17 protein-coding genes and 1 tRNA gene are annotated in these 22,170 nt (G+C 58.2%); 5 read left to right on the top strand and 13 right to left on the bottom strand.

The window, feature by feature from the left end:
- The 7 genes from CLV74_RS08715 to dctP all read right to left on the bottom strand — a co-directional run.
- The coding region (locus CLV74_RS08715) for an aldehyde dehydrogenase family protein (protein ID WP_146134920.1) at window positions 1-311 on the bottom strand (311 nt) is incomplete at its 3' end.
- A gap of 72 nt (window positions 312-383) precedes the next feature.
- Complete coding sequence (locus tag CLV74_RS08710; protein ID WP_106263831.1) at window positions 384-1,109, bottom strand: ribonuclease activity regulator RraA; 726 nt, start codon at window positions 1,107-1,109, stop codon at window positions 384-386.
- A 19-nt stretch (window positions 1,110-1,128) separates the two neighbouring features.
- Window positions 1,129-2,862, bottom strand: coding sequence for an L-arabinonate dehydratase (gene araD / locus CLV74_RS08705; protein ID WP_106263830.1), 1,734 nt, complete (start codon window positions 2,860-2,862; stop codon window positions 1,129-1,131).
- Between the two features lie 4 nt (window positions 2,863-2,866).
- A complete protein-coding gene (locus tag CLV74_RS22785) occupies window positions 2,867-3,028 on the bottom strand; it encodes a hypothetical protein (protein WP_170108008.1) in 162 nt (53 codons plus the stop codon).
- A 17-nt stretch (window positions 3,029-3,045) separates the two neighbouring features.
- Window positions 3,046-4,362 (bottom strand): TRAP transporter large permease, encoded by a 1,317-nt coding sequence (locus CLV74_RS08700; RefSeq protein WP_106263829.1) that lies wholly within the window; start codon window positions 4,360-4,362, stop codon window positions 3,046-3,048.
- A complete protein-coding gene (locus CLV74_RS08695; RefSeq protein ID WP_106263828.1) occupies window positions 4,352-4,873 on the bottom strand; it encodes a TRAP transporter small permease subunit in 522 nt (173 codons plus the stop codon). The genes CLV74_RS08700 and CLV74_RS08695 overlap by 11 nt, the downstream gene beginning before the upstream one ends.
- 83 nt (window positions 4,874-4,956) lie before the next feature.
- Window positions 4,957-5,979, bottom strand: coding sequence for a TRAP transporter substrate-binding protein DctP (dctP, locus tag CLV74_RS08690; RefSeq protein WP_106263827.1), 1,023 nt, complete (start codon window positions 5,977-5,979; stop codon window positions 4,957-4,959).
- A 146-nt stretch (window positions 5,980-6,125) separates the two neighbouring features.
- Here dctP and CLV74_RS08685 point away from each other — a divergent pair, with 146 nt between their 5' ends.
- A complete protein-coding gene (locus CLV74_RS08685) occupies window positions 6,126-6,827 on the top strand; it encodes a GntR family transcriptional regulator (RefSeq protein WP_106263826.1) in 702 nt (233 codons plus the stop codon).
- Window positions 6,828-6,836: 9 nt separating this feature from the next.
- Here CLV74_RS08685 and CLV74_RS08680 read toward each other — a convergent pair whose 3' ends face one another.
- The 3 genes from CLV74_RS08680 to recA form a co-directional block, all read right to left on the bottom strand.
- Window positions 6,837-7,361, bottom strand: coding sequence for a DUF6538 domain-containing protein (locus CLV74_RS08680; RefSeq protein WP_342753478.1), 525 nt, complete (start codon window positions 7,359-7,361; stop codon window positions 6,837-6,839).
- 274 nt (window positions 7,362-7,635) lie between these two features.
- Window positions 7,636-9,453, bottom strand: a complete 1,818-nt coding sequence (gene typA, locus CLV74_RS08675; RefSeq protein ID WP_106263824.1) for a translational GTPase TypA — start codon at window positions 9,451-9,453, stop codon at window positions 7,636-7,638.
- A 90-nt stretch (window positions 9,454-9,543) separates the two neighbouring features.
- A complete protein-coding gene (gene recA / locus CLV74_RS08670; RefSeq protein ID WP_106263823.1) occupies window positions 9,544-10,617 on the bottom strand; it encodes a recombinase RecA in 1,074 nt (357 codons plus the stop codon).
- A 165-nt stretch (window positions 10,618-10,782) separates the two neighbouring features.
- Between recA and CLV74_RS08665 the strand changes: the two genes are divergently transcribed.
- Entirely contained in the window at window positions 10,783-11,388 is a 606-nt protein-coding gene (locus tag CLV74_RS08665; protein WP_106263822.1) for a gamma-glutamyl kinase, read from the top strand.
- Here the strand turns inward: CLV74_RS08665 and CLV74_RS08660 are convergent.
- The 3 genes from CLV74_RS08660 to guaB form a co-directional block, all read right to left on the bottom strand.
- Entirely contained in the window at window positions 11,385-13,643 is a 2,259-nt protein-coding gene (locus tag CLV74_RS08660; RefSeq protein ID WP_106263821.1) for an ATP-binding protein, read from the bottom strand. The genes CLV74_RS08665 and CLV74_RS08660 overlap by 4 nt on opposite strands.
- A 95-nt stretch (window positions 13,644-13,738) precedes the next feature.
- On the bottom strand, window positions 13,739-14,902 hold the full coding sequence (locus CLV74_RS08655) for an RsmB/NOP family class I SAM-dependent RNA methyltransferase (protein ID WP_106263820.1): 1,164 nt from the start codon (window positions 14,900-14,902) through the stop codon (window positions 13,739-13,741).
- Between the two features lie 72 nt (window positions 14,903-14,974).
- A complete protein-coding gene (gene guaB / locus CLV74_RS08650; RefSeq protein ID WP_106263819.1) occupies window positions 14,975-16,426 on the bottom strand; it encodes an IMP dehydrogenase in 1,452 nt (483 codons plus the stop codon).
- A gap of 202 nt (window positions 16,427-16,628) precedes the next feature.
- On the opposite strand from guaB, the gene CLV74_RS08640 reads away from it, so the two are divergent.
- From CLV74_RS08640 to CLV74_RS08630, 3 genes are all read left to right on the top strand, one after another.
- Window positions 16,629-18,665 carry an ASKHA domain-containing protein gene (locus CLV74_RS08640; protein ID WP_106263817.1) on the top strand — a complete coding sequence of 679 codons (2,037 nt, stop codon included), beginning with the start codon at window positions 16,629-16,631 and terminating at the stop codon, window positions 18,663-18,665.
- A gap of 43 nt (window positions 18,666-18,708) precedes the next feature.
- Window positions 18,709-18,782 (top strand) — tRNA-Gly (locus CLV74_RS08635).
- Window positions 18,783-19,088: 306 nt separating this feature from the next.
- Complete coding sequence (locus CLV74_RS08630) at window positions 19,089-21,986, top strand: M10 family metallopeptidase C-terminal domain-containing protein (RefSeq protein WP_106263816.1); 2,898 nt, start codon at window positions 19,089-19,091, stop codon at window positions 21,984-21,986.
- The last annotated feature ends 184 nt before the right edge of the window (window positions 21,987-22,170 follow it).

Raw genomic sequence — 22,170 nt, 5'->3', positions numbered from 1 at the left:
GTGCGGCCACGCTCGCCCTGCAGGCGGGCTTCGGGAAGGCCGGTTTCCTGCGTGCCGATCTGGGTGATGGCCTCGGCGCGGGCCTCGATCTGGTCAGCGATGGCATTGAGGAAGTCGGCGCGCTGCTGGCGGGTGGTGTAGCCGTAGGTCCAGAAGGCCTGTTCGGCGGCCTCGCAGGCGGCGTTCACCAGATCGGGGGTGCCGACGGAAAAGCTGTGGGCAGGGCCGTGGGCGGGTTCGGATTGGAAGGTGACGTCCGAGGCGATCCAGTCACCTGCGATCAGGTGCTTGCCGTGGGGGGTGAAGCTCATGGGATGTCCTTTTGTCTTCAAACGAAAGGCGCGGAACTTGCCGCGCCCTTTTGGTCAATCTGTTTCAGCAGCTCAGAGGCCTTTGCGTTCGCGCCAGGCGTCATACTTTTTCTGGTTTTCGTCCTTGGTGCAGGGGTAAAGGCCGATGATCGGCGCGCCCTGCGTGACTTCTTCCAGAACGAAGGCCTCGAAGTCCTCCATGCCGCTGCACACCTCGGCGATTTCTTCAGACAGGTGTGCTGGTATGACCATAACACCATCACTGTCGCCCACAAGCACATCACCCGGGAAAACCGCAACCTCGCCGCAGGCGATGGGAACGTTTATGTCCAGCGCCTCGTGCTTGGTCAGGTTGGTGGGGGCCGAGGGGCCTGCGCAATAAGCGGGCATATCCAGCTTGCCGATGCCTTCGCAATCGCGGAAGCCGCCGTCCGAGACCACGCCCGCCGCGCCGCGCACAGCCAGACGGGTGATCAGGATCGAGCCTGCGGTGGCCGCCGAGGCATCACCGCGGGCATCCATCACCAGCACCTGACCCGGAGGGCAGGTTTCCACAGCGACGCGCTGGGGGTGGTCTGCGTTACGGAACACTTCCAGCTGGTTACGGTCTTCGCGGGCGGGAATGTAGCGCAGGGTGAAGGCCTGCCCCACCATGTTTTCCGCCTTGGGCTGGATCGCGCGGGCGCCCTGGATGAACTGGTTGCGCAGGCCGCGCTTATAAAGCTGGGTTGCGATAGATGCGGTCGAGATGCGCTTGTATTTAGCGCGGGTCTCGTCGGAGAGGACGTAATCGGTCATCAGTTGCCTCTTGGAGATCTTAGAAAATATCCGGCTCTCCGGCGGTCGCGCCGAAGTCCGATTGCAGGAAGTCGAAATCACAGCCCTTGTCGGCCTGCGTCACGTGTTTGGAGAACATGTAGCCGTAGCCCCGCTCAAACCGGCGTTCGGGCGCTTTCCATGCGGCGCGGCGGGCGGCCAGTTCCTCGTCAGAGACCAGCATGTCCAGACGGCGACCTTCCAGATCCAGGCGCACGATATCGCCGGTCTTCAAGAAGGCCAGCGGACCGCCCACGTAGGACTCAGGGGCCACATGCAGAACGCACGCCCCGTAGGATGTGCCCGACATCCGCGCGTCAGAGATGCGCAGCATATCGCGATAGCCCTGCTTGATCAGCGCCTTGGGGATCGGCAGCATGCCCCATTCGGGAAAGCCGGGACCGCCCTGCGGGCCTGCATTACGCAGGACCATGACGGTATCGGGCGTGATCTCCAGATCCTCGTCATCGACGGCAGCTTTCATCTCGGGGTAGCTGTCAAAGACCAGTGCGGGGCCTTCGTGCTGGTAGTATTTGGGATCACAAGCGGCAGGCTTGATCACGGCTCCATCAGGGCAGAGGTTGCCGCGCAGCACCGCCAGCGAGCCTTCGTGGTAAACGGGGTTGTCGAGCGGGCGGATCACATCGTCATTGTAGACTTCGGCACCCGCAAGGTTTTCGCCCATGGTTTTGCCGGTGACGGTCAAGGCGCTGGTGTCCAGACGATCCTCGATCTGCTTCATCAACGCGCGCAGGCCGCCCGCGTAGTAGAAGTCCTCCATCAGATAGTCCTTGCCCGACGGGCGCACGTTTGCCAGCAGCGGCGTAGTGCGACCCAAGGCATCCAGATCATCCAGGGTCAGGTCCACGCCTGCGCGGCGGGCCATAGCGATCAGGTGGACGACTGCGTTGGTCGAACACCCCGTGGCCATCGCCACGATGGCAGCATTGCGGCAGGCGCCTTCTGTGATGATCTGGTCTGGGGTCAGGTCCTCCCACACCATTTCAACGATACGTCGACCGCAAGAGGCCGACATACGCAGGTGGTTGGCATCCACCGCAGGAATGGACGAGGCACCGGGCAACGTGATCCCCATAGCATCGGCAATCGCGGTCATGGTGCTTGCCGTACCCATGGTCATACAAGTCCCAGCCGAGCGGGCGATACCGCCCTGCACACCCAGCCACTCTTCATCGCTGATGTTGCCAGCGCGGCGTTCGTCCCAGTATTTCCACGCGTCCGAGCCGGACCCAAGGATCTTGCCCGCATAGTTCCCGCGCAGCATCGGCCCTGCAGGAAGGTAGATCATCGGCACACCGGCCGAGATCGCGCCCATGACCAGACCGGGGGTGGTCTTGTCACAGCCGCCCATCAGCACCACACCATCCAGCGGATGCGACCGGATCATCTCTTCGGTCTCCATCGCCAGCATGTTGCGGTAGAGCATCGAGGTCGGCTTGGTGAAGCTTTCGTCCACGGACAGGGACGGCAATTCCACACCAAAGCCCCCAGCCTGCGCCACGCCGCGCTTCACATCCTGCACACGCTCACGGAAGTGGGCGTGGCAGGTGTTCAGCTCGGACCATGTGTTCAGGATGCCGATGACGGGCTTGTCGCGGAAATCTTCCTCGGCGTAGCCAAGCTGCATCATGCGGCTACGATGGCCGAAAGAACGCAGATCATCGGGGGCGAACCAACGGGCGGACCGCAGGTCTTGGGGTGTTTTCTTGGTCATCTTTTTATCCCCTGAAATTGAAGATCAGCCAGCAGACGAAAGCGGTGAAGATCAGGCCGACCACTTCGGGCCAGTTGCCGAATTTGCGTTCGTCGAAAGCCTCCTCGGCGGTGAATTCGGGCGCGGAGATATCCTCGTCCTGTTTGGTCAGGTCTTGATCAGACATGGTAAACTCCTCTCACCTCAATCCAGCATCGCAGGCAGCCACAGCGCCAACTGCGGGAAGGCCAGCACAAGGAACAGGCCCACCGCTTGCAGGGCGATAAAGGGCAGCACAGCCACAAAGATTTCCTGCAAGGTCACCTCTTTCGGGGCGACGGATTTCAGGAAGAAACACGCAGGGCCAAAGGGCGGCGACAGGTAGTACATCTGGATATTCATCGCGAAAAGAACACCAAACCACACCGGATCAAAGCCCAGATCAACCACAACGGGAGCAAAGATCGGCACTGTGATAAAGATGATCGCGATCCATTCCAGGAAGGTGCCTAGAACCATCACGATCAGCATCATCACGACGATCACCCAGATCGGCCCGATATCCAGCGAGGTCAGAACCCCGCGCAGGAAATCTCCGCCACCAATCCGGTTGTAGATCCCGATCAGCGAGACCGCACCAATCACCAGCCAGATGATCGAGCCTACGGTCAGCACCGTCTGGCGCATGGCATCGCGGCACATCACCCACGTCAGTTCCTTGCGGACACCGGCAACGATCACAGCACCCACGGCACCAATCGCGGCAGCCTCGGTCACGGTAGCAACGCCGGAGTAGATCACCCCCAGAACAGCGCCGATCAGGATACCGGGCAGGATGATGCCTTTGAGGTATTTGAGGCGCTGGAAGAACGGCAGACCGGTTTCCGGCACGTCATAGACAGGGGCCATTTCAGGGCGCAGACGGACGCGCACCAGAATGTAGATCACATAGAGCGTGGCAAGGATCAGACCGGGCACAGCCGAGGCCGCAAAAAGCTTGGTGATCGAGACCTGCGCGGCCAGACCATAGATGATCAGCACCACCGACGGCGGGATCAAGGTGGCCAGCGCACCGGCGGCACAGATGATCCCGATCGCCAGCTTGCGATCATAGCCAAGGCGCATCATCTGTGGCAGGGCGATCAGGCCAAGCATCACAATCTCGCCGCCCATGATGCCCGACATCGCGGCCAGCAATACAGCTACGAACGTGGTCTGCACCCCGACCGAGCCACGGAAGCGCCCGCCCATGATTGCCATCGAGTCAAACATCGATTTGGCGATGCCAGAGCGTTCCAGCACGTTGGCCATAAAGACAAAGAAGGGAACTGCGATCAGTTCATACTTGTGCAGTACCTCGCCCACATTGGCGGCGACCACAAAGAAACCGGCACGTTCCCCGAAATACAGAACCGCTGTTGCCAGAGAGACCGTCAGCGTGGTGATGCCAAGGGGCAAGCCGATTGCCATCAGTGCCAGCAGCGAGATGACGATCAGAAGGGTAATAATCTCAATGCCCACCGGAAACGTCCCCCTCGGTGCCTTGAACCCAACGGATGATGTTGGCCAGAAGTTGCAGGATATAGAAGACCGTGCCCACCAGCAGCAGCACCTTCAGATAGGTCGGCGCCATCGAGTTCAGCGCCGTACCGGAATACTCCGTGCGGGCCAGAACCTTGGTTGCGGGGTGGTACAGAGCCATCGACAGCACGATCACCGCACCGGTGGCAATCACCATCTGCAACAGGCGGAAAATGTGCCAGACCTTGGGACCAACCAGCAACTCCAGCATGGTGATAGAGATATGACGGTGGCGTTGGGTGACATAGCCCACGGACAGAACCCACGCGCTTGCGCACAGGGTCATGGCCAGTTCGGTCGACCACAGCGTCGGCGCGTCGAACCCGTAGCGCAGCACCACCTCAAGGGCGGAAATCGCGATACAGGCAAAAAACAGCACCGAGCAGGCCTGACCGACAAACACGCTGATGTTGTCCATCGCATCGGCGTAGAGGGCAAAAAGGCGTTTCATCGCATTGCCTCGAATATCGGAGAAAACTGGACAATGGCCGCCCTGCCCTTTTCAGGCAAGGCGGCCATCATCGGGAGGAGAGCTTATTTAAACAGACCGATCTGGGTCATGTAGGCGATGTGTGCGTCCAGCGCCTCTTTCGCCAGCTCGGATTTGGTGGCGTAGTTTTCCCACTCCTGACGGGCGACAACGCGCAACTGATCACGGTCTTCCTGCGCCCAGTTGATCACCTCGACCTTGTCGCCGGCGTCGTCACGGGCAGCCAGTTCGGCGTCCTGCTTGGCCACTTCGGCGGCCATCGCGTACATGGCATCATACCACCAGTCACGCAGGGCAGTCTGATCTTCCGCCGAGAGGCTTTCCCATTTCGCGGTGCTGACCGTAAACTGCATCGAAGGCATCGAGTGGATGCCGGGGTACAGCGGGAACGGAGCAACATCCTGCAGACCGGTCGCGTCGTTGTTCACATAAGCCGAGGCATCCGCCGCATCGACGATGCCTTTTTCAAGCGCGCCGAACACTTCCGAGAACGGGATCGACACGGGGCTTGCACCTGCTGCCGAGAAGACAGCCGCTGCCAGACCTTCGGGCGAACGGATTTTCTTACCTGCCAGATCTTCGAAAGTACGGATCGGGGTACGGGCTGCCAGCGCCTCGCGCGAGTACGGACCGCAGGCCACGACTTTGACTTCGCCGCCGGTGACAGCGTCGGCCGCCTTCTGCATCATCGCCTCGCCGCCGCCGTCTTTACAGAACCCCAGCATCTGTTCGGGGGTGTCATAGCCCGAGATCAGGTCGCCCATGATCGCATAGGCAGGCTCAAGACCGGCAAAGTAGTTCACCGAGGTGAAATCGCCATCCAGAAGACCTGCAGCAACAGCCTCGGGGGTTTCTTTTGCCGGAACGACCGAGCCATTCGGTGTCAGAACGATCGAGATGCGGCCTTCGGTCATCTCTTCGATCTTCGGCAGCCAGTTCTCGGTAATATATTGGGTCGAAAAATCGCCCGCGTTGAACGATGTCTGGATATTCAGGGTCTCGGCCGACAGGGCCGAGGCAGCGCCCGATACAGAAACAGCCAGAAACGCAGCAGTGGAAATCTTCATTGGTGTCCTCCCGTTACAAACCACAGGACCCTCCGATCCCGTATGGACTGATGTACTAATATATTAGTGTATCTCTGACAAGAGATGGTTATAAGGATTTCATATATTCCTTGGCATACCTGTATAACCCGCTGAAAAACAAATAAATGACGACGACCTCTCACGCACAGAACGCTCCGAAAGGGGCCCGGCTTCGCAAAACTTCAGCCAGTCAGCAGATTCACGATGCCCTGCGTACACGCATCATTAACCTTGAGCTGGCCCCCGGCGAAGGACTGTCGCGCATCGAGATTGCCGAATACTATGGTGTCAGCCAGACGCCTGTGCGCGATGCAATGATGCGCCTTGAAGAAGAAGGCCTGTTGGTCATTTTCCCCCAGTCCAAGACCGAAGTATCCCGCATCGATCTGGACCACGCCAAGGAAACCCAGTTCCTACGCTTATCGCTTGAGATTGAGGTGGCACGGCAATTGATCCTAGCCAAGGACCCTGCCCTGCTGACCGGCGCCAAGATCGCCCTGACCGAACAGGTAGCAGCACAACAGGCCAATGACCTGTCCCTGTTCAGCGCTGCTGACAAACGCTTTCATCGCGAATTGTTCGAGGCGGCAAACGTCAGCCCTTTGTGGGATCTGGTCACCGAACGTTCGGGCCATATCGACAGGCTGCGGAAATTGAACCTACCCGATCCGGGGAAGGTCTCGGATATTCTGGCGTATCACAACAGGATTATCGCAGCGATTGCAGATGGCGACCTGCACAAAGCCACCAGCGAAATTCGTGGCCACCTGTCAGGCACGCTGGCTAGCGTCGAGACCATCCGCCAACGCCATCCTGAATACTTCTGACGGCAAAGGCTATTCCTCTGCCGCCCCGTTTTCGTCGTCAGTGTCGATCTCTTTCACACTGCGCAGTTTTGTTGCAACGCTGGCAAGCCGCGACAGGCTAGAGAACGAGTCCCTCTCGGTTTCAGACCCTGCACCGTTCAGGTGACGCTCGGGCTGCTTGGGGACTACCTTGCGCTTTGGCACTGCGTCCACTGGCCGAGCACTGGACGCAGCGACAGATTTCGGCGCGGGAGTGGAAGTCACTGGTTGCGCAGCAATTTCTGTCAGCGACGGGATTTGCGCGTACCGTAAGGTACTGGCGGCCGCCAGACGTTGCGCCTCTTGAAAGCGGCGCTGATAGAATGTTTCATCACCGGCCTCTTTCGCCTCCCAGCCTTCCAGCAGCAGGGCCCACACCATCGGCGCTTTGACCTTTGCGAATTCTTCCGAGGACGTGTGAAGACTCATGTAGACCGCTTCGCGGGTATCGATCTTTTGAAAGCGGCGCGGAACACGGCGACGCAAATGAAAGTTCCCGCTCCTTTTTACAATCATAGCAGCAACAAATTTCCAAGACTCAACCAATACGTGTATCACCTTGTGTATCACAACGATCATGTGTTGGAACCGGAAACTTCAAAAACCGTCGATTTGTTCGAAAGAAATGACGGGCTAGCCCGCAAGGCGTAGCACGAATGTAGGGGCATCACCCCGCCCTCTGCCTCTTTTTGAATACACCGCTAGAATTCAGCAAAGAGGGCACCACAGATCGCATGCAACACTATTGCAGATACAAAAAAGCCCCGAGGTTGACCTCGGGGCTTTGGGGTTAGGCTTGCTTGGCCATGCGCTTGCGCTCATGCGGATCAAGGTACCGCTTGCGCAGGCGGATGTTGTTGGGCGTCACTTCGACCAGTTCATCGTTGTCGATGTAAGCGATCGCCTCTTCCAGCGAATGGGTCACAGGGGTGGTCAGGCGAACCGCTTCATCGGTGCCCGAGGCACGAACGTTGGTCAGCTTCTTCCCCTTCAGCGGGTTCACTTCCAGATCGTTGTCACGGCTGTGCTCGCCGATGATCATGCCGGTGTAAACCTCTTCCTGCGCGCCGATGAACATCTTGCCACGCTCTTCCAGGTTCCACAGCGCATATGCCACCGACTGACCGTTCTCCATCGAGATCAGAACACCTGCACGACGACCCGGGATCGGACCTTTGTGCGGCGCCCACTCGTGGAACACGCGGTTCATCACGCCAGTACCGCGGGTGTCGGTCAGGAATTCACCATGATAGCCGATCAGACCGCGCGAAGGCACATGGGCGATGATGCGGGTCTTGCCGACGCCAGCAGGCTTCATCTCGACCAGTTCACCCTTGCGGGTACCGGTGATCTTTTCGATCACAGCGCCCGAGTAATCTTCGTCCACGTCGATGGTGACTTCTTCGATCGGCTCCATGCGCTGACCGTCTTCTTCACGGAACAGTACTTGAGGACGCGAAATCGACAGCTCAAAGCCTTCACGACGCATGTTCTCGATCAGAACACCCATCTGAAGTTCGCCGCGACCGGCAACTTCAAAGGCTTCGCCACCGGGGGTGTCAGTCACCTGAATAGCAACGTTCGATTCAGCTTCTTTCATCAGACGGTCACGAATGACGCGGCTTTGGACCTTTTTACCATCGCGGCCAGCCAGCGGGCTGTCGTTGATGCCGAAGGTCACAGTGATGGTCGGCGGATCGATCGGCTGTGCGGGCAGCGGATCATTCACCGAAGGGTGCACAAGGCTGTCTGCCACAGTCGCTTTGGTCATGCCGGAGATCGTCACGATGTCCCCTGCCACAGCCTCATCGATGGGCTGCTGACTCAGGCCACGGAAAGCCAGGATTTTCGCAACGCGGAAGTTCTCAAGCACTTCGCCCTTACGCGACAATGCTTTCAAGCTGTCGCCGGTTTTCAGCGTGCCCGCTTCCACACGACCGGTCAGAATGCGGCCAAGAAAGTTGTCGCTGCCCAGGGTGGTTGCCAGCATACGGAAAGGAGCCGATGCCTGCTCTTGCTGCTTCGGCGCATGGACGTGATCAACGATCAGATCGAACAGCGCATGCAAGTCTTCACGGGGGCCGTCAAGATCATGGTCACACCAACCAGCCCGACCCGATGCATACATCGTCGGGAAGTCCAACTGCTCTTCGTTCGCGCCAAGGTTGGCGAAAAGGTCAAAGCATTCGTCCAGCGCGCGATCAGGCTCAGCGTCCGGTTTGTCGACTTTGTTCAGAACCACGATGGGACGCAGGCCCAGTGCCAGCGCCTTCGAGGTCACGAATTTGGTCTGGGGCATGGGGCCTTCTGCGGCATCGACCAACAGCACAACGCCGTCAACCATGCTCAGAATACGCTCTACCTCACCGCCAAAGTCAGCGTGGCCGGGGGTGTCCACGATATTGATCCGTGTCCCCTTCCATTCCACGCTTGTCGCCTTCGCGAGGATGGTGATGCCGCGTTCGCGCTCAAGATCATTGCTGTCCATCGCACGTTCGTCGACAGCTTGGTTCTCGCGGAAGGCGCCCGATTGTTTAAGAAGCGCGTCAACCAGAGTGGTTTTGCCGTGGTCAACGTGCGCGATAATCGCGATATTGCGAAGATCCATGTGTTCAGCCTTTTCCTGTTCGGGCGCGAGGTAACTCGCACCCGCAGAAAATGCTAGTCATAAAGCGAATGTTTCATGACTGTGTGACGATTAATCGTCGGTCAGCACCTCATCGCCGTCCTCAGACGACATGTCGAACTCCAGTCCATGGGCAGCACGGATCTTATCCTCGATCTCTGTGGCGACAGCAGGATTTTCGCGCAAGAAGGTCTTTGCATTCTCCCGACCCTGACCGATCCGCTCATCCCCATAAGAGAACCAAGCACCAGATTTATTCACCACACCGGCTTTCACGCCTAGATCCAGAATCTCACCCATTTTGGAGATGCCTTCACCATACATGATATCGAATTCGACCTGCTTGAACGGCGGCGCAACCTTGTTCTTCACCACCTTCACGCGCGTCGCGTTACCCACAACTTCGTCGCGATCTTTAATCGAACCGATACGGCGAATATCAAGGCGGACAGAGCTGTAGAATTTCAACGCGTTACCGCCAGTCGTCGTCTCAGGACTACCAAACATCACACCGATCTTCATACGGATCTGGTTGATGAAAATGACCATACAATTCGAGCGGCTGATCGACCCTGTCAACTTACGCATCGCCTGGCTCATTAGGCGGGCCTGAACACCGACGTTCGAATCGCCCATGTCCCCTTCCAACTCGCTCTTTGGGGTCAGCGCAGCAACCGAGTCCACGACGACCATACTTACCGCGCCGGAACGCACCAGAGTATCGGTGATCTCAAGTGCTTGCTCGCCCGTGTCAGGCTGAGAGATCAGCAGTTCCTCTAGGTTAACACCCAGCTTCTTCGCATACTGCGGATCAAGAGCATGTTCCGCGTCAACAAAGGCACAAACTCCGCCTTTTTTCTGCTCTTCAGCGATGCAGTGAAGGGTCAAAGTCGTCTTACCCGAGCTTTCGGGGCCATAGATTTCGATAATCCGGCCCTTCGGCAAGCCGCCGATTCCCAGTGCAATATCTAGCCCCAGCGAGCCGGTCGAGGTCGATTCAATCTCTTGCAAAGGGCTATCGGCCCCCAGCTTCATGATCGAGCCCTTGCCGAACTGCCGTTCAATCTGCGCCAGTGCGCTTTCCAGCGCCTTTTGCTTGTCTGCCTGCTTTTTGCTGTCCATGTTCAGAAGATCTGCCGTTGCCATTGTTGCTATCCTTATCTCACACCCTGCTCAGGGCGGCAATCGCCCGAATGTTCCACTGTTGTTCCAATATGGACCAAAATAGGAACATTGCAATCTCTTTCCGTCTTCCCCACGGTGACAAAAATGATTTAACAACAAGTTACCGACGAACAGAGGAGCAAAAGAATGCTCATTTTTTGGAAGAAAAACCTGACCTTACTTTCGGTTCCCAAGACCGGAACAACCGCATTAGAAGCAGCATTAAAACCCCACGCAGATATCATTTTCTCTGCGCCGCCCGAACTGAAACACCTTCCTCTTTATCGGTACAACCGCTTTTTGGAGAAGATGTTTGACGCTGCCCTAGGCAAAACTCCCGAGACTGTCGCCGTAATTCGTGAGCCGATTTCATGGCTTGGTAGTTGGTACCGCTACAGGCAGCGTGACGAGCTTACCGGGAACCCAAACAGCACCAAAGGGATTAGTTTTGATGACTTTGTTCAGGAATATCTGAAAGGTAAGCCGGAACCGTTCGCAGTTGTTGGGTCGCAATCGAAATTCCTCTCAGGCCAAACTGAGCAGCAGCAAGTAGACCACCTGTTCCGTTATGAAGACATGAACAGCGTGATCCAGTTCTTTCAAAACCGCCTTGGGTCAGCGATTGACTTACCTTGGTTGAATAAGTCTACAAATCAGGACCTAGTTCTTTCCAAGGGTGTCGAAAATCGCCTCAGGAAAAAGAAGGCCGAAGATTTTGCGCTCTATGAGAAAGCTGGCTCTAGAAACTTCTAGTGAGCGAACTGAGCCTCGACAGCTTTTGTGAGATCCCCTAGCGAAAATGGCTTAGGCAAGAAAGCAGAATGTGGAATTTTTGTACGTGCGTCAGAAAAGGTCTCCTCCGCATATCCAGACACAAAGATCACCCGCAAATCTGGCCGAGACTTTAGCGCTTGGGACACCCAAGTTGGGCCATCCATGCCAGGCATGATCACATCGGTGACAACCACGTCGAACTGGTCATTCCCGCTTTCAAGTATCGCGAGAGCATCTTCCGCCGAGCCAACTGCAACAATATCGTAGCCACGCAGCTTCAGCGCTCTTTCCGCGAAAGCTCTCACCGGAGCCTCATCTTCAACCAGAAGGACGCGCCCATCCCCATGCTTCAATCGCAAGGGTTCGCGCTTCTCTTCATGTAACTCAACTTGTGACGGTTCTTCAGCGGGCAGGAAAACATCGAAAACCGCGCCCCTCTCTTGCCCATCGCGAATAAAGAGAAATCCGCCGCTCTGCTTCACGATTCCATAGGCAGTCGAAAGTCCAAGGCCGGTCCCCTCTCCCGACTTCTTAGACGTATAGAAAGGTTCAAAAATTTTCGTGCGTAGGTCTTTCGGCACGCCACATCCTTGATCAGCAACCGAGATTACCACATAGCGACCTGAAGGAATCAATGCGCGATCACGAAGTACCGGGGCCGAGTACTCTTTCATCTCTGTCGAGATACGAATTTCACCGCCTTCCGGCATGGCATCCCGCGCGTTCACGACCAAATTCATTATCACCTGCTCTACTTGCCGCTTATCGGCCCGAACTGTGGCCAGATTGGGCGTATGCTCCAATGACAATGTCACACGTTCACCGACCAGACGATTGAGTAGATGTGTCAGCTCTCCAAGGACATCGGGTAACTTCAGGCTTTCGGGGTGGAGTGTTTGCTTTCGCGAGAAGGCAAGAAGCTGTCCAACAAGCGCAGCCGCACGATTGGCGTTCTGATTGATCTGAATGAGGTCCGCATATTCGGGATCCATCGGATCATGACGAAGCAGAAGCAGATCACAATGCCCTGCGATCGCAGTCAGTAGGTTATTGAAATCATGTGCAATTCCACCAGCAAGCTGACCGATCGCCTGCATCTTCTGGCTTTGGGCAAACTTCGCTTCGAGGGCTTTGATGTCCGTCGCGTCCGCGAGAGTAATCAAAAGCTCCGTCCCGTTCGTCGCAGAAACCACCGGGCTTACGGTGACCTGAACATACCGCTCGTCTTGACTGGCGGATAGGCGCATGAATTCACTTTGTCCTGCTAGATCTCCGCTGGCCGCTTGCCGCAACCAATCCGCCAATGGACGTCCGAGGCCCTCAAATAGAACCGACAATTCAGCGGGATGTGCATGCGCATCACCTTCAAGGCCATTCACGAGCAAACGAGCGGCGCGATTGCTGCGCAGGATGGTTCCCGAAGACGTGCATGTCAGCAAGGCAACGGGCAGATCTTCAAAGGCATCTTTGGAAACAACAGGCTCATCCGGTGCAGGTACAAGAATGATCTCACGACGCCCCGCAACCTCAGAAATCTGAAGCGTGATCATGTTCTTCAGGGCTTCCTTGCCCCTCAATAGCGAACCCTGACCATGCTCTAACGGTAAAGTGACGAACAGTTCACGCAGGTTCTTCCGCTTGCCGCCGACAAGACTGCGCAGAGCATCATTCATCCAGAGGATGGCGCCGGAACGACCAACCGTAAAGCGCGGCAAAGCGTTCATGCCGGAGGCTGTGACGGGCTCGACCTCATGGCTATGGGTCAGCGCCCACAAATAATGATCACCCGGCAAAAGCGAAACCCGCGCAGTCCTATCTCCGATCCTGACAAGACGGGCTGTCTGGGTACGGCGCAGCTCTGCCAAGTCCATTTCGACACCGTTTTCGGTCAGCAACTTGCCATCGGTCGCAATGCCATCAGCGGCCTGATTTGCTTTCAGAACGTTACCCTTTTTGTCGGTCACCATAACAGCCGAGGCCAACGCATCGACCCAATCCAGCCGACACCGTGCCTCAGCCATCCGCTGCGCACGCCGCATGAGAAACAGGACAATCAAGCCGGAAAAAGCGGCGATCAGCAAAAGAGGCACGTAAAGCGCCAGTATTCCCCGATACCCGACATCTTCTGGCAAGACCAAAGCCACGGTCAGGCCAACCATACTGGCCATGAGCAGGCCGGTCAGAACAATCACTGGTGTTCGGTTGCTAATCGAAATCCCGGAAACATCAGACACGTCAAAATCCTCTTGCAGCAGCGCGACATGCGTATCACGCGACCTGTTAAAAGGAGTTTAACGTCTTCCGTGTGCCTTCATAGCAGGAAGTTGGCTTATATGCGTTTAAAAACAGCACAATAGAAGCCATCTCCGCCATCTTCTGGCAGAAATTGAACCTGATCAAGTTGCTGCCAATCAGGATTCTCACTGACAAATTTCAACGATTGATCCTGATTCTCAGCCGATAAAACCGAGCAAGTCGCGTAGGCAAGCACCCCGCCATCAATGACCAGATCCTTTGCTTTATCCAAGATTTGGGCCTGAATATCGCACAGATCGTGCAAGCGCTCTTCTGACAGCAACCACTTGCCTTCGGGCGCACGACGCCATGAGCCGCTGCCCGAACAGGGCGCGTCGCACAGGACCAGATCGAACTGGCCTGCGGCCTTCAAATCGGCGGGCGACAACAACTGAACCCGAGCCCCTGCCCGCTCTGCACGATCCGGCAGGTCTTTCATGCGGCGCACGTCGATGTCGTGGGCGAAATATTGGGCGCAGCACAGGGCGGCCATCGCCAGCGACTTGCCGCCGCCACCGGCACAATAGTCTAGAACACGGCCGCCTTCAGGCATCGGCAGGCGATCCACAAGCGCCTGACTGGCAGCGTCTTGAAGCTCGACCAAGCCATCCAGATAAGCACGGTTCTGATGTACGCGGCGGGCGTTTTCCACAACACGCATCGCGGTCGGCGACAGGGGATGCGGCTCGGTCACAATGCCATCCTCGGCCAAAACAGTAGCGGCCTCATCCATGGTCGCCGCCAAAAGATTGACCCGCAAAAACACGTCTGCACGGGCGCGTTGGGCCAAGGCTGTGGCCTCAGCATGATCACCAAGGCTGCTGTGCCACAAAGGCCAAAGCCATTCCGGCAGATCCAAGGCCGCCGCCCCCTGAGGCGCCTCGCCCGCTGCCAGTTCCGCGTCCGCCAGCGGCTCTGGCGCGTGCCCCTCACCCGAGAACATGGCCGACACATCACCGCCCTGAGCCCGCAACAGACCTAGCATCAAAGCGCGGCCATCGTCCCCGCCGCCCAAAGCTGCACAGCTGCGCCAGCACCGCAATACATCGAACACATGATCGCGGACCGCAGCCCGATCCTTTGACCCCGCATAGCGCGCCCCGCGCGCCCATGTGGTCAAAGCTTTCTCGGCAGCGTCGCCAAAGATGATCCGGTCAAGAACTTCGATGGCGGCCTGAACGCGTGCGGCTGGGGTCATGGGGCTCTCCTGAAAATAGATACGGGGCCGTCTGTGACAGACAGCCCCGAATGATGTTCACCAGTCCGGCGCTTAGCCCAGACGGTAGTTGGGCGACTCGCGGGTGATGGTCACGTCGTGAACGTGGCTTTCTTTCAGACCAGCGCCCGTGATGCGCACAAACTCGCAGTTCTTGCGCATTTCTTCGACGGTGGCACAGCCGGTGTAGCCCATGGCTGCGCGCAGACCGCCAACCAGCTGGTGAAGAACCGCCGCTGCGGGGCCTTTGTAGGGCACCTGACCTTCGATCCCTTCGGGAACCAGCTTGTCGCTGGCTGCGTCCTTCTGGAAATAGCGGTCAGCCGAGCCACGAGCCATTGCGCCAAGGCTGCCCATGCCGCGGTAGGATTTGAACGAGCGGCCCTGATACAGGATCACTTCGCCCGGGCTTTCGTCGGTGCCCGCGATCATGCTGCCGACCATGGCGCAGCTTGCGCCAGCGGCAATCGCCTTGGCAAAGTCGCCCGAAAATTTGATGCCGCCGTCCGCGATGATCGGCGTATCGCCTGCCGCGCTGGCGCAATCGTAAATCGCGGTCAACTGGGGCACGCCAACACCGGCGACCATACGGGTGGTGCAGATCGAGCCCGGCCCGATACCGACCTTGACCGCATCGGCGCCCGCGTCGATCAGGGCCGAGGTTGCCGCAGCGGTTGCCACGTTGCCTGCCACGATCTGAACGCGATCACCGAATTCTTTCTTGATCCGCGCAACTGCCAGACCAACCCCTTCCGAGTGACCATGAGCGGTGTCGATAACCACCATGTCCACGCCTGCATCCACCAGCGCCGCAGTCCGCTCATAACCCGCGTCACCCACGGTCGAGGCCGCAGCCACGCGCAGACGGCCAAGGCTGTCTTTACAAGCGGTGGGGTTCAGAACGGCCTTTTCGGTGTCCTTGAGGGTCAGCAGACCGGTCAGCTTGCCGTTTGCGTCAGTGACCAGCAGCTTCTCAATCCGGCGGGCCTTCATCAGGCTGATCGCTTCGTCGCGGTCTGCGGGTTCACGCAGGATGGCCAGATTATCGCTGGTCATCATGGCGCTGACGGGGGTGTTGTCATCGGTCGCAAAGCGCATGTCGCGGTTGGTAACGATACCGACCACGCGGCCATCGCCATCCACGACGGGGAAGCCGGTGAAATTATACCGCTCGATCAGGGCCTTGGCATCTGCCATGGTCTGATCCGCGCGCAGAGTCACGGGGCTGTAGACGATCCCGCTTTCAAAGCGCTTGACGCGGCGGACCTCACGGGCCTGCTCTTCCACGCCCAAATTGCGGTGGATCACGCCCATCCCGCCTGCCTGCGCAAGGCAAATCGCCATACGCGCTTCGGTCACGGTATCCATGGCCGAGGACAGAAGGGGAATATTCAACGCGATTTCTTTGGTTACCCGCGTCCGCGTATCAGCGGTCGAGGGCATTACATTACTTGCTGCCGGAACAAGCAGGACATCGTCGAAGGTCAAAGCCTCGCGAATCTTCATGGCGGGTCTCCCGTGGAAGCTTCGTTTGGCGCTTCCCTATTGCACCGATCAAAGCAATGGGAAAGCCTTATTTGCACCGGCAGCAACATATCTGGTTTGCACATGGGTCGCAGCGGCCGAGAATTGCGCCGTTTCCAGCCTTTCCCTTGCCCGCCGCGGCACTATGATCGCCACACGCGAGACAGACTTTCAGGTGACATAAATGACCGACCCTCTGGTGATCTTTACGCCCTCGGGCAAGCGTGGCCGCTTTCCTGTGGGAACGCCCGTTCTGACCGCCGCCCGCCAGCTTGGCGTCGATCTGGATTCCGTTTGCGGCGGTCGCGGGATTTGCTCGAAATGTCAGGTTCAGCCGTCCTATGGCGATTTTCCCAAACACGGCGTCCATGTGGCCGAAGGGGCCTTGTCGGAATTCAACGCCGTTGAAGAACGCTATGACCGTGTGCGCGGACTGAAAACAGGCCGCCGTTTGGGCTGTCAGGCCACCGTCCAAGGCGACATCGTTATTGATGTGCCGCCCGAATCTCAGGTCCACAAGCAGGTGATCCGCAAAGCGGCGACCCAGCGCGATATCATCATGGACCCCGCCACCCGTCTGTACTTTGTCGAGGTCACCGAGCCCGACATGCACGATCCCACCGGCGATTTCGAGCGGCTGAAAGCGGCCCTGAAGGACCAGTGGCAGATTGAAGGCGTTACCGCCTCTCTGCCCTTCCTGTCCAAGCTGCAAACCACCCTGCGCAAGGGGCAGTGGAAGGTCACCGTGGCCGCCCACAAAGGCCACCGCGACACGCACACTCAGCTATTAGAAATCTGGCCAGGCCTGCACGAAGACGGCCTTTACGGTCTGGCAATCGATTTGGGCTCGACCACCATCGCAGCGCATCTGTGTGATCTGGTCACCGGCGAGGTTAAGGCCTCCAGCGGACGGATGAACCCGCAGATCCGCTTTGGCGAAGACCTGATGAGCCGTGTGAGCTACGCGATGATGAACGCCGGCGGCGATCAGGAAATGACCCGCGCCGTACGTGAGGCGTTGAACGATCTGACCCAAGGGATCGCCGAAGAGGCAGGCATCTCTCCTGCCCTGATCGTTGAGGCAACTTTTGTCTGTAACCCCGTTATGCACCACCTGTTGCTGGGGCTAGACCCTGTGGAACTGGGTCAGGCGCCCTTTGCACTGGCAACCTCGGAAAGCCTGTCGCTGAACGCCCGTGAGATGGGTCTTGAAGCAATGAACCCGAACGCACGGGTCTTTGTCCTGCCCTGCATCGCCGGTCACGTGGGCGCTGATGCCGCAGCCGTGGCACTGTCAGAGGAACCCGGCAAGTCCGAAGATCTGGTTCTGATTGTAGACGTCGGGACCAACGCCGAAATCCTTCTGGGCGATAAGACCCGTGTTCTGGCGTGCTCGTCCCCTACCGGCCCCGCCTTTGAAGGCGCGCAGATCAGCAGCGGCCAGCGCGCCGCCCCCGGTGCCATCGAAAAGCTTGAGATCAACCCCGACACCAAAGAGCCCCGCTTCCGCGTGATCGGTTGCGATCTGTGGTCCGATGAGGATGGCTTTGCCGAGGCGACCGCCGCCTCTGGCATCACCGGCATCGCAGGCAGCGGCATCATCGAGGCGCTGGCCGAAATGCGCAGCGCGGGCATCATGGACCCCAGCGGTCTGATCGGCAGCGCCGAACAAGTCGGCACCCCGCGGATCGAGGCTGAGGGCCGCACCAACACCTATATCATCCACGATGGCACCGCCGACGGCGGGCCGCGGATCACCGTGACCCAGAACGACGTCCGAGCCATCCAGCTTGCGAAATCCGCCCTTTACGCTGGCGCGCGTCTGTTGATGGATGAACGCGGTGTGGAGACAGTGGACCGTGTGGTTCTTGCGGGGGCTTTCGGCGCGCATATCAGCCCCAAACACGCAATGATCCTTGGCATGATCCCCGATGTGCCGCTGGAAAAGGTCACCAGCGCAGGTAACGCCGCAGGTACTGGCGCCCGCATCGCCCTATGCAATGTCACCGCCCGCGCCGAGATTGAGGCCACCGTGCGCAAGATCACCAAGGTAGAAACCGCGATTGAACCGAAGTTCCAAGAGCACTTCGTCAACGCCAACGCGATCCCTCACAAAACCGACCCGTTCCCCCATCTTTCCACCATCGTTACCCTGCCTGACGTCAGCTTTAACACCGGCGGCGGGGATGGTGGCGGGCGCAAACGCCGTCGCCGTGCGTGAAGTCTTGACGGGGCCGGAAAGCAGACGTATTTCGGCCTCATATGCGGGTGTAGCTCAATGGTAGAGCAGCAGCTTCCCAAGCTGAATACGAGGGTTCGATTCCCTTCACCCGCTCCAAACTCCCCCTCTGATTGATCCTCCGAACGGCGTAATCCGATATGATTAGCCCGGCGACGCGCAAGCCTGTTCAACAGGTCTCGCCGTCGATTCGACACCCGCGCTTGCGGCTTTGGCCGGCTCTATTTCCGGCGTAACCCCCAAGACTTATTACCCAGTTGAGCGACCCTGAAAGCGCATATTTCCGCCCATATCCCAAGGGCAGGCGCGCTGTTTTTCTGCCGATTTTAGGGGCGTTCTCCTCTACCAGATTGACAACCTATGCGCGATTTACGCCTCTAGGCAGGCAGCCATAGGGTAAATGCCATGTCCATCACTCAGTTCGCTTCTGTCTCATATACCGAAGGCAATGATCTTCCTGCGACCAGCGCCACCAGCGCAGTGCTTCGCTTGGGAACTGTTGCCCACGGCAACATTTCCGGCAGCTCCGATCAGGATTGGTACAAAGTCGAACTAACCGCTGGCGTTACCTACAGTTTCGGCCTTGTTGGCATCGGTTCTGACCCTTTGGCGGACCCGTTTCTGAGCGTTTACCGTGCCAATGGCACCATCCTTGTGGCGCAGGATGACAACAGCTTTTCCGGCACCAATGCGGGCCTGACCTTCACCGCGCCGGTCAGCGGCACCTACTACCTTGCCGCGAAAGACGCTGGGGGCAAAACGGGCAGCTACGGGATTGCCGCCACCCAAGGCACCAAAGTGTCAGCCGATGCACAGATGCTGGCCGGTGTGGACAGCTATGAAACCAGTTGGGCCGATGTCCAAAAGGTTCCAGCGGGCACAACGACCACAGTGACCGTGGGCTTTCGCAGCACATCAGACGGGTCGGTCCAGAACTTCAGCCGATTTGGCGCCGCCCAAAAGGTCGAAGCCCTGAGCCAGCTGAATTTTGTGTCCGAAGTGGCGAACATCGCGTTCAACGCCATCAACCCCACAGGCTACACCAATGACGCCACGATCTTGATGGCGAACTACTACGTGGCAGGGAACGGCGTGGCCGGATACGGCACCCTGCCAACCCCCTTGGCGGTTGGCGGCGATCTATGGATCAATGACAACACCGGCACCAGCATCGCCGCCATCCAGCACGAGATAGGTCACGCCTTGGGCTTGACCCATCCTGGCAATTACGCCATCACCAGCGGCGTCTTTGGAGACTATCAGAACGGCGCGCAAATCGTTCAGGACACTGAATTATTTTCGATCAGCAGTTATTTTTCTGCGGATGATGCAGGGGTGAATGCGCCCACCCCACAAACCTATATGATCGCCGATATTCTGGCCTTCCAAAATGAATATGGCATTAACACCACCACTCGCACCGGCAACACCACCTACGGCTTTAACAGCAATGCAGGAGACCTCTACAATTTCGCCAAGAATACTGCCCCGTCGTTGACCATCTGGGATGCAGGCGGGGCAGATACGCTGGACGCATCCGGCTTTTTCAACGAGCAGGTTCTGAACCTTGGAACGACGGGCACCCTCTCAAGCATCGGGGGTTATAAGGCCAACGTCGGCATCGCCTATGGCGCACTGATCGAACATGCGAAAGGTGGACTTGGACAGGACATCATCCGTGGCAACTATGCCAACAACCGACTGAGCGGGCTGGACGGCGATGACAAGCTTTACGGCTATGCAGGGCGCGACACGCTTACGGGGGGCGACGGCGCAGACCGACTGTTTGGCGGCAATGGCAATGACCTATTGGTGGCCGGGGGGCAAACCAACGGGCTGAACACTGGGCCGATCGGCATGCTCAGCATGGACCGGACGCAAAACAGCAGCCTCAGTGGCAGCGGCCTGACTTTGGCGGGCAGTGACGGCTCGTTCACGCTGGAATATCTGTGGCAGCAAAGCGCCCTGCCCGACAGCGCCTATACGATCAACTTTGGCAACCTTGGGATCTACCGGAATGCGACTGGCTGGATGGGCCTTAGCTTTTCGGGGGCCGATGGCGAGACATGGCAGTTCATCGGCTATGGGCAAACACTGCTGGATGGCGACCTGCACCGCTTTACCATCAGGTACAACGAGGGCAGCGGCCAGCTTAGCCTGTTTCTAGATGGCCGCGTCTATTTTGAACAAAGCTACACGGCGGGCAGTCGCAATGTCTCGGCCACCGGAAATCTCTGGATGTCGGACAGCGCCACCATTGGCGATATACGTATCTGGCACGGGGCACGAAGCGACGCACAGATCTTCGAGACAGCGTTCAATCCGCTGACAACGGCGCAGCAGACCTCGGATCTGGCCCATTACTGGCAGGTCTCGGGCACGAATGGCACGATCCAGACCGTCAAAGGCAGCGCGGCGCTGTCCACCTCTGGTCCGACATCCGGCACCTTTGATTCATTCTGGAGCGGCGACGGCCAAGACCGGATGGCTGGCAACGGAGGCAACGACCGATATCGAATCGACAGCAGCAACGATCTGATCTTCGAAAAGGCCAATCAGGGGTTTGATACGCTAGAGGCCGATGTGGATTACACCCTGCGCCACTATGCTCATGTCGAGCGCCTGATCGCCACTGGTGACGGCATCACCCTGAAGGGCAACAACCGCGCCAATACCCTGATCTCGCAGGATGGTGACGATGTTCTAGTCGGGCGCGGCGGCAATGACACCTTCATCGTGAACAGCGCCGCCGATCAGGTGCGCGAAGCTGAAAACGGCGGCTTTGACACCCTGAAGACCTCGGTCGATTACGTTCTACGCGGCGGCGTCCATATCGAGCGTCTGGCAATCACTGGCACAAGCGGCGTCACCTTGCGGGACAACAACATGTCCAGCACGCTGATCTCTGGCGCGGGTGATGACCGCATGGCCGGTTTTGGCGGTGATGACCGGCTGGTAGCCGGCGCAGGTCAGGACACGCTTTGGGGCGGGAAAGGCGCGGATACATTCGTCTTCAATGTGGCGCCGCTCAGCGACGGGCTGGACCGGATCATGGATTTCTCGGCGGCCCAAGGCGACAAGATCGAGTTGAACGCCAGCGTCATCGGCCTAAGCGTCGCCGCCGGTCAACTGGGGGCCGCCCTATTTGCCGGAGCCGCCTCTGCGGTGACTGCAGCCACACGTATCTACACCGACAGTGGCGTGCTTTACGCAGATACCGATGGAAACGGCGCGGGCGATGCAACCGCTTTGGTCCAGATTGGAAACACGGCAATTTCAGCTGAAAACATCTGGATTGTTTGACAAAATTTACGCAACCACCACTCACATCACCAGCGATCAGGCCGGTTTTCGGATCAAGGCACCGCGCACCGGCCCTCGAAAGCGAATCTCTTTTCCGTGATTGAACCTGAACCTGCGGGGGATCGGCAGGTTTTGGCCAAGTTTCAGCGAAAATCGCACTTACATAATTACAATTTCGCATGAG

The sequence above is a fragment of the Donghicola tyrosinivorans genome (assembly GCF_003003355.1).
Taxonomy (GTDB): Bacteria; Pseudomonadota; Alphaproteobacteria; order Rhodobacterales; family Rhodobacteraceae; genus Donghicola; species Donghicola tyrosinivorans.
Note: the sequence above shows the minus strand (reverse complement) of the source record. Positions and strands in the feature narration are given on the sequence as shown.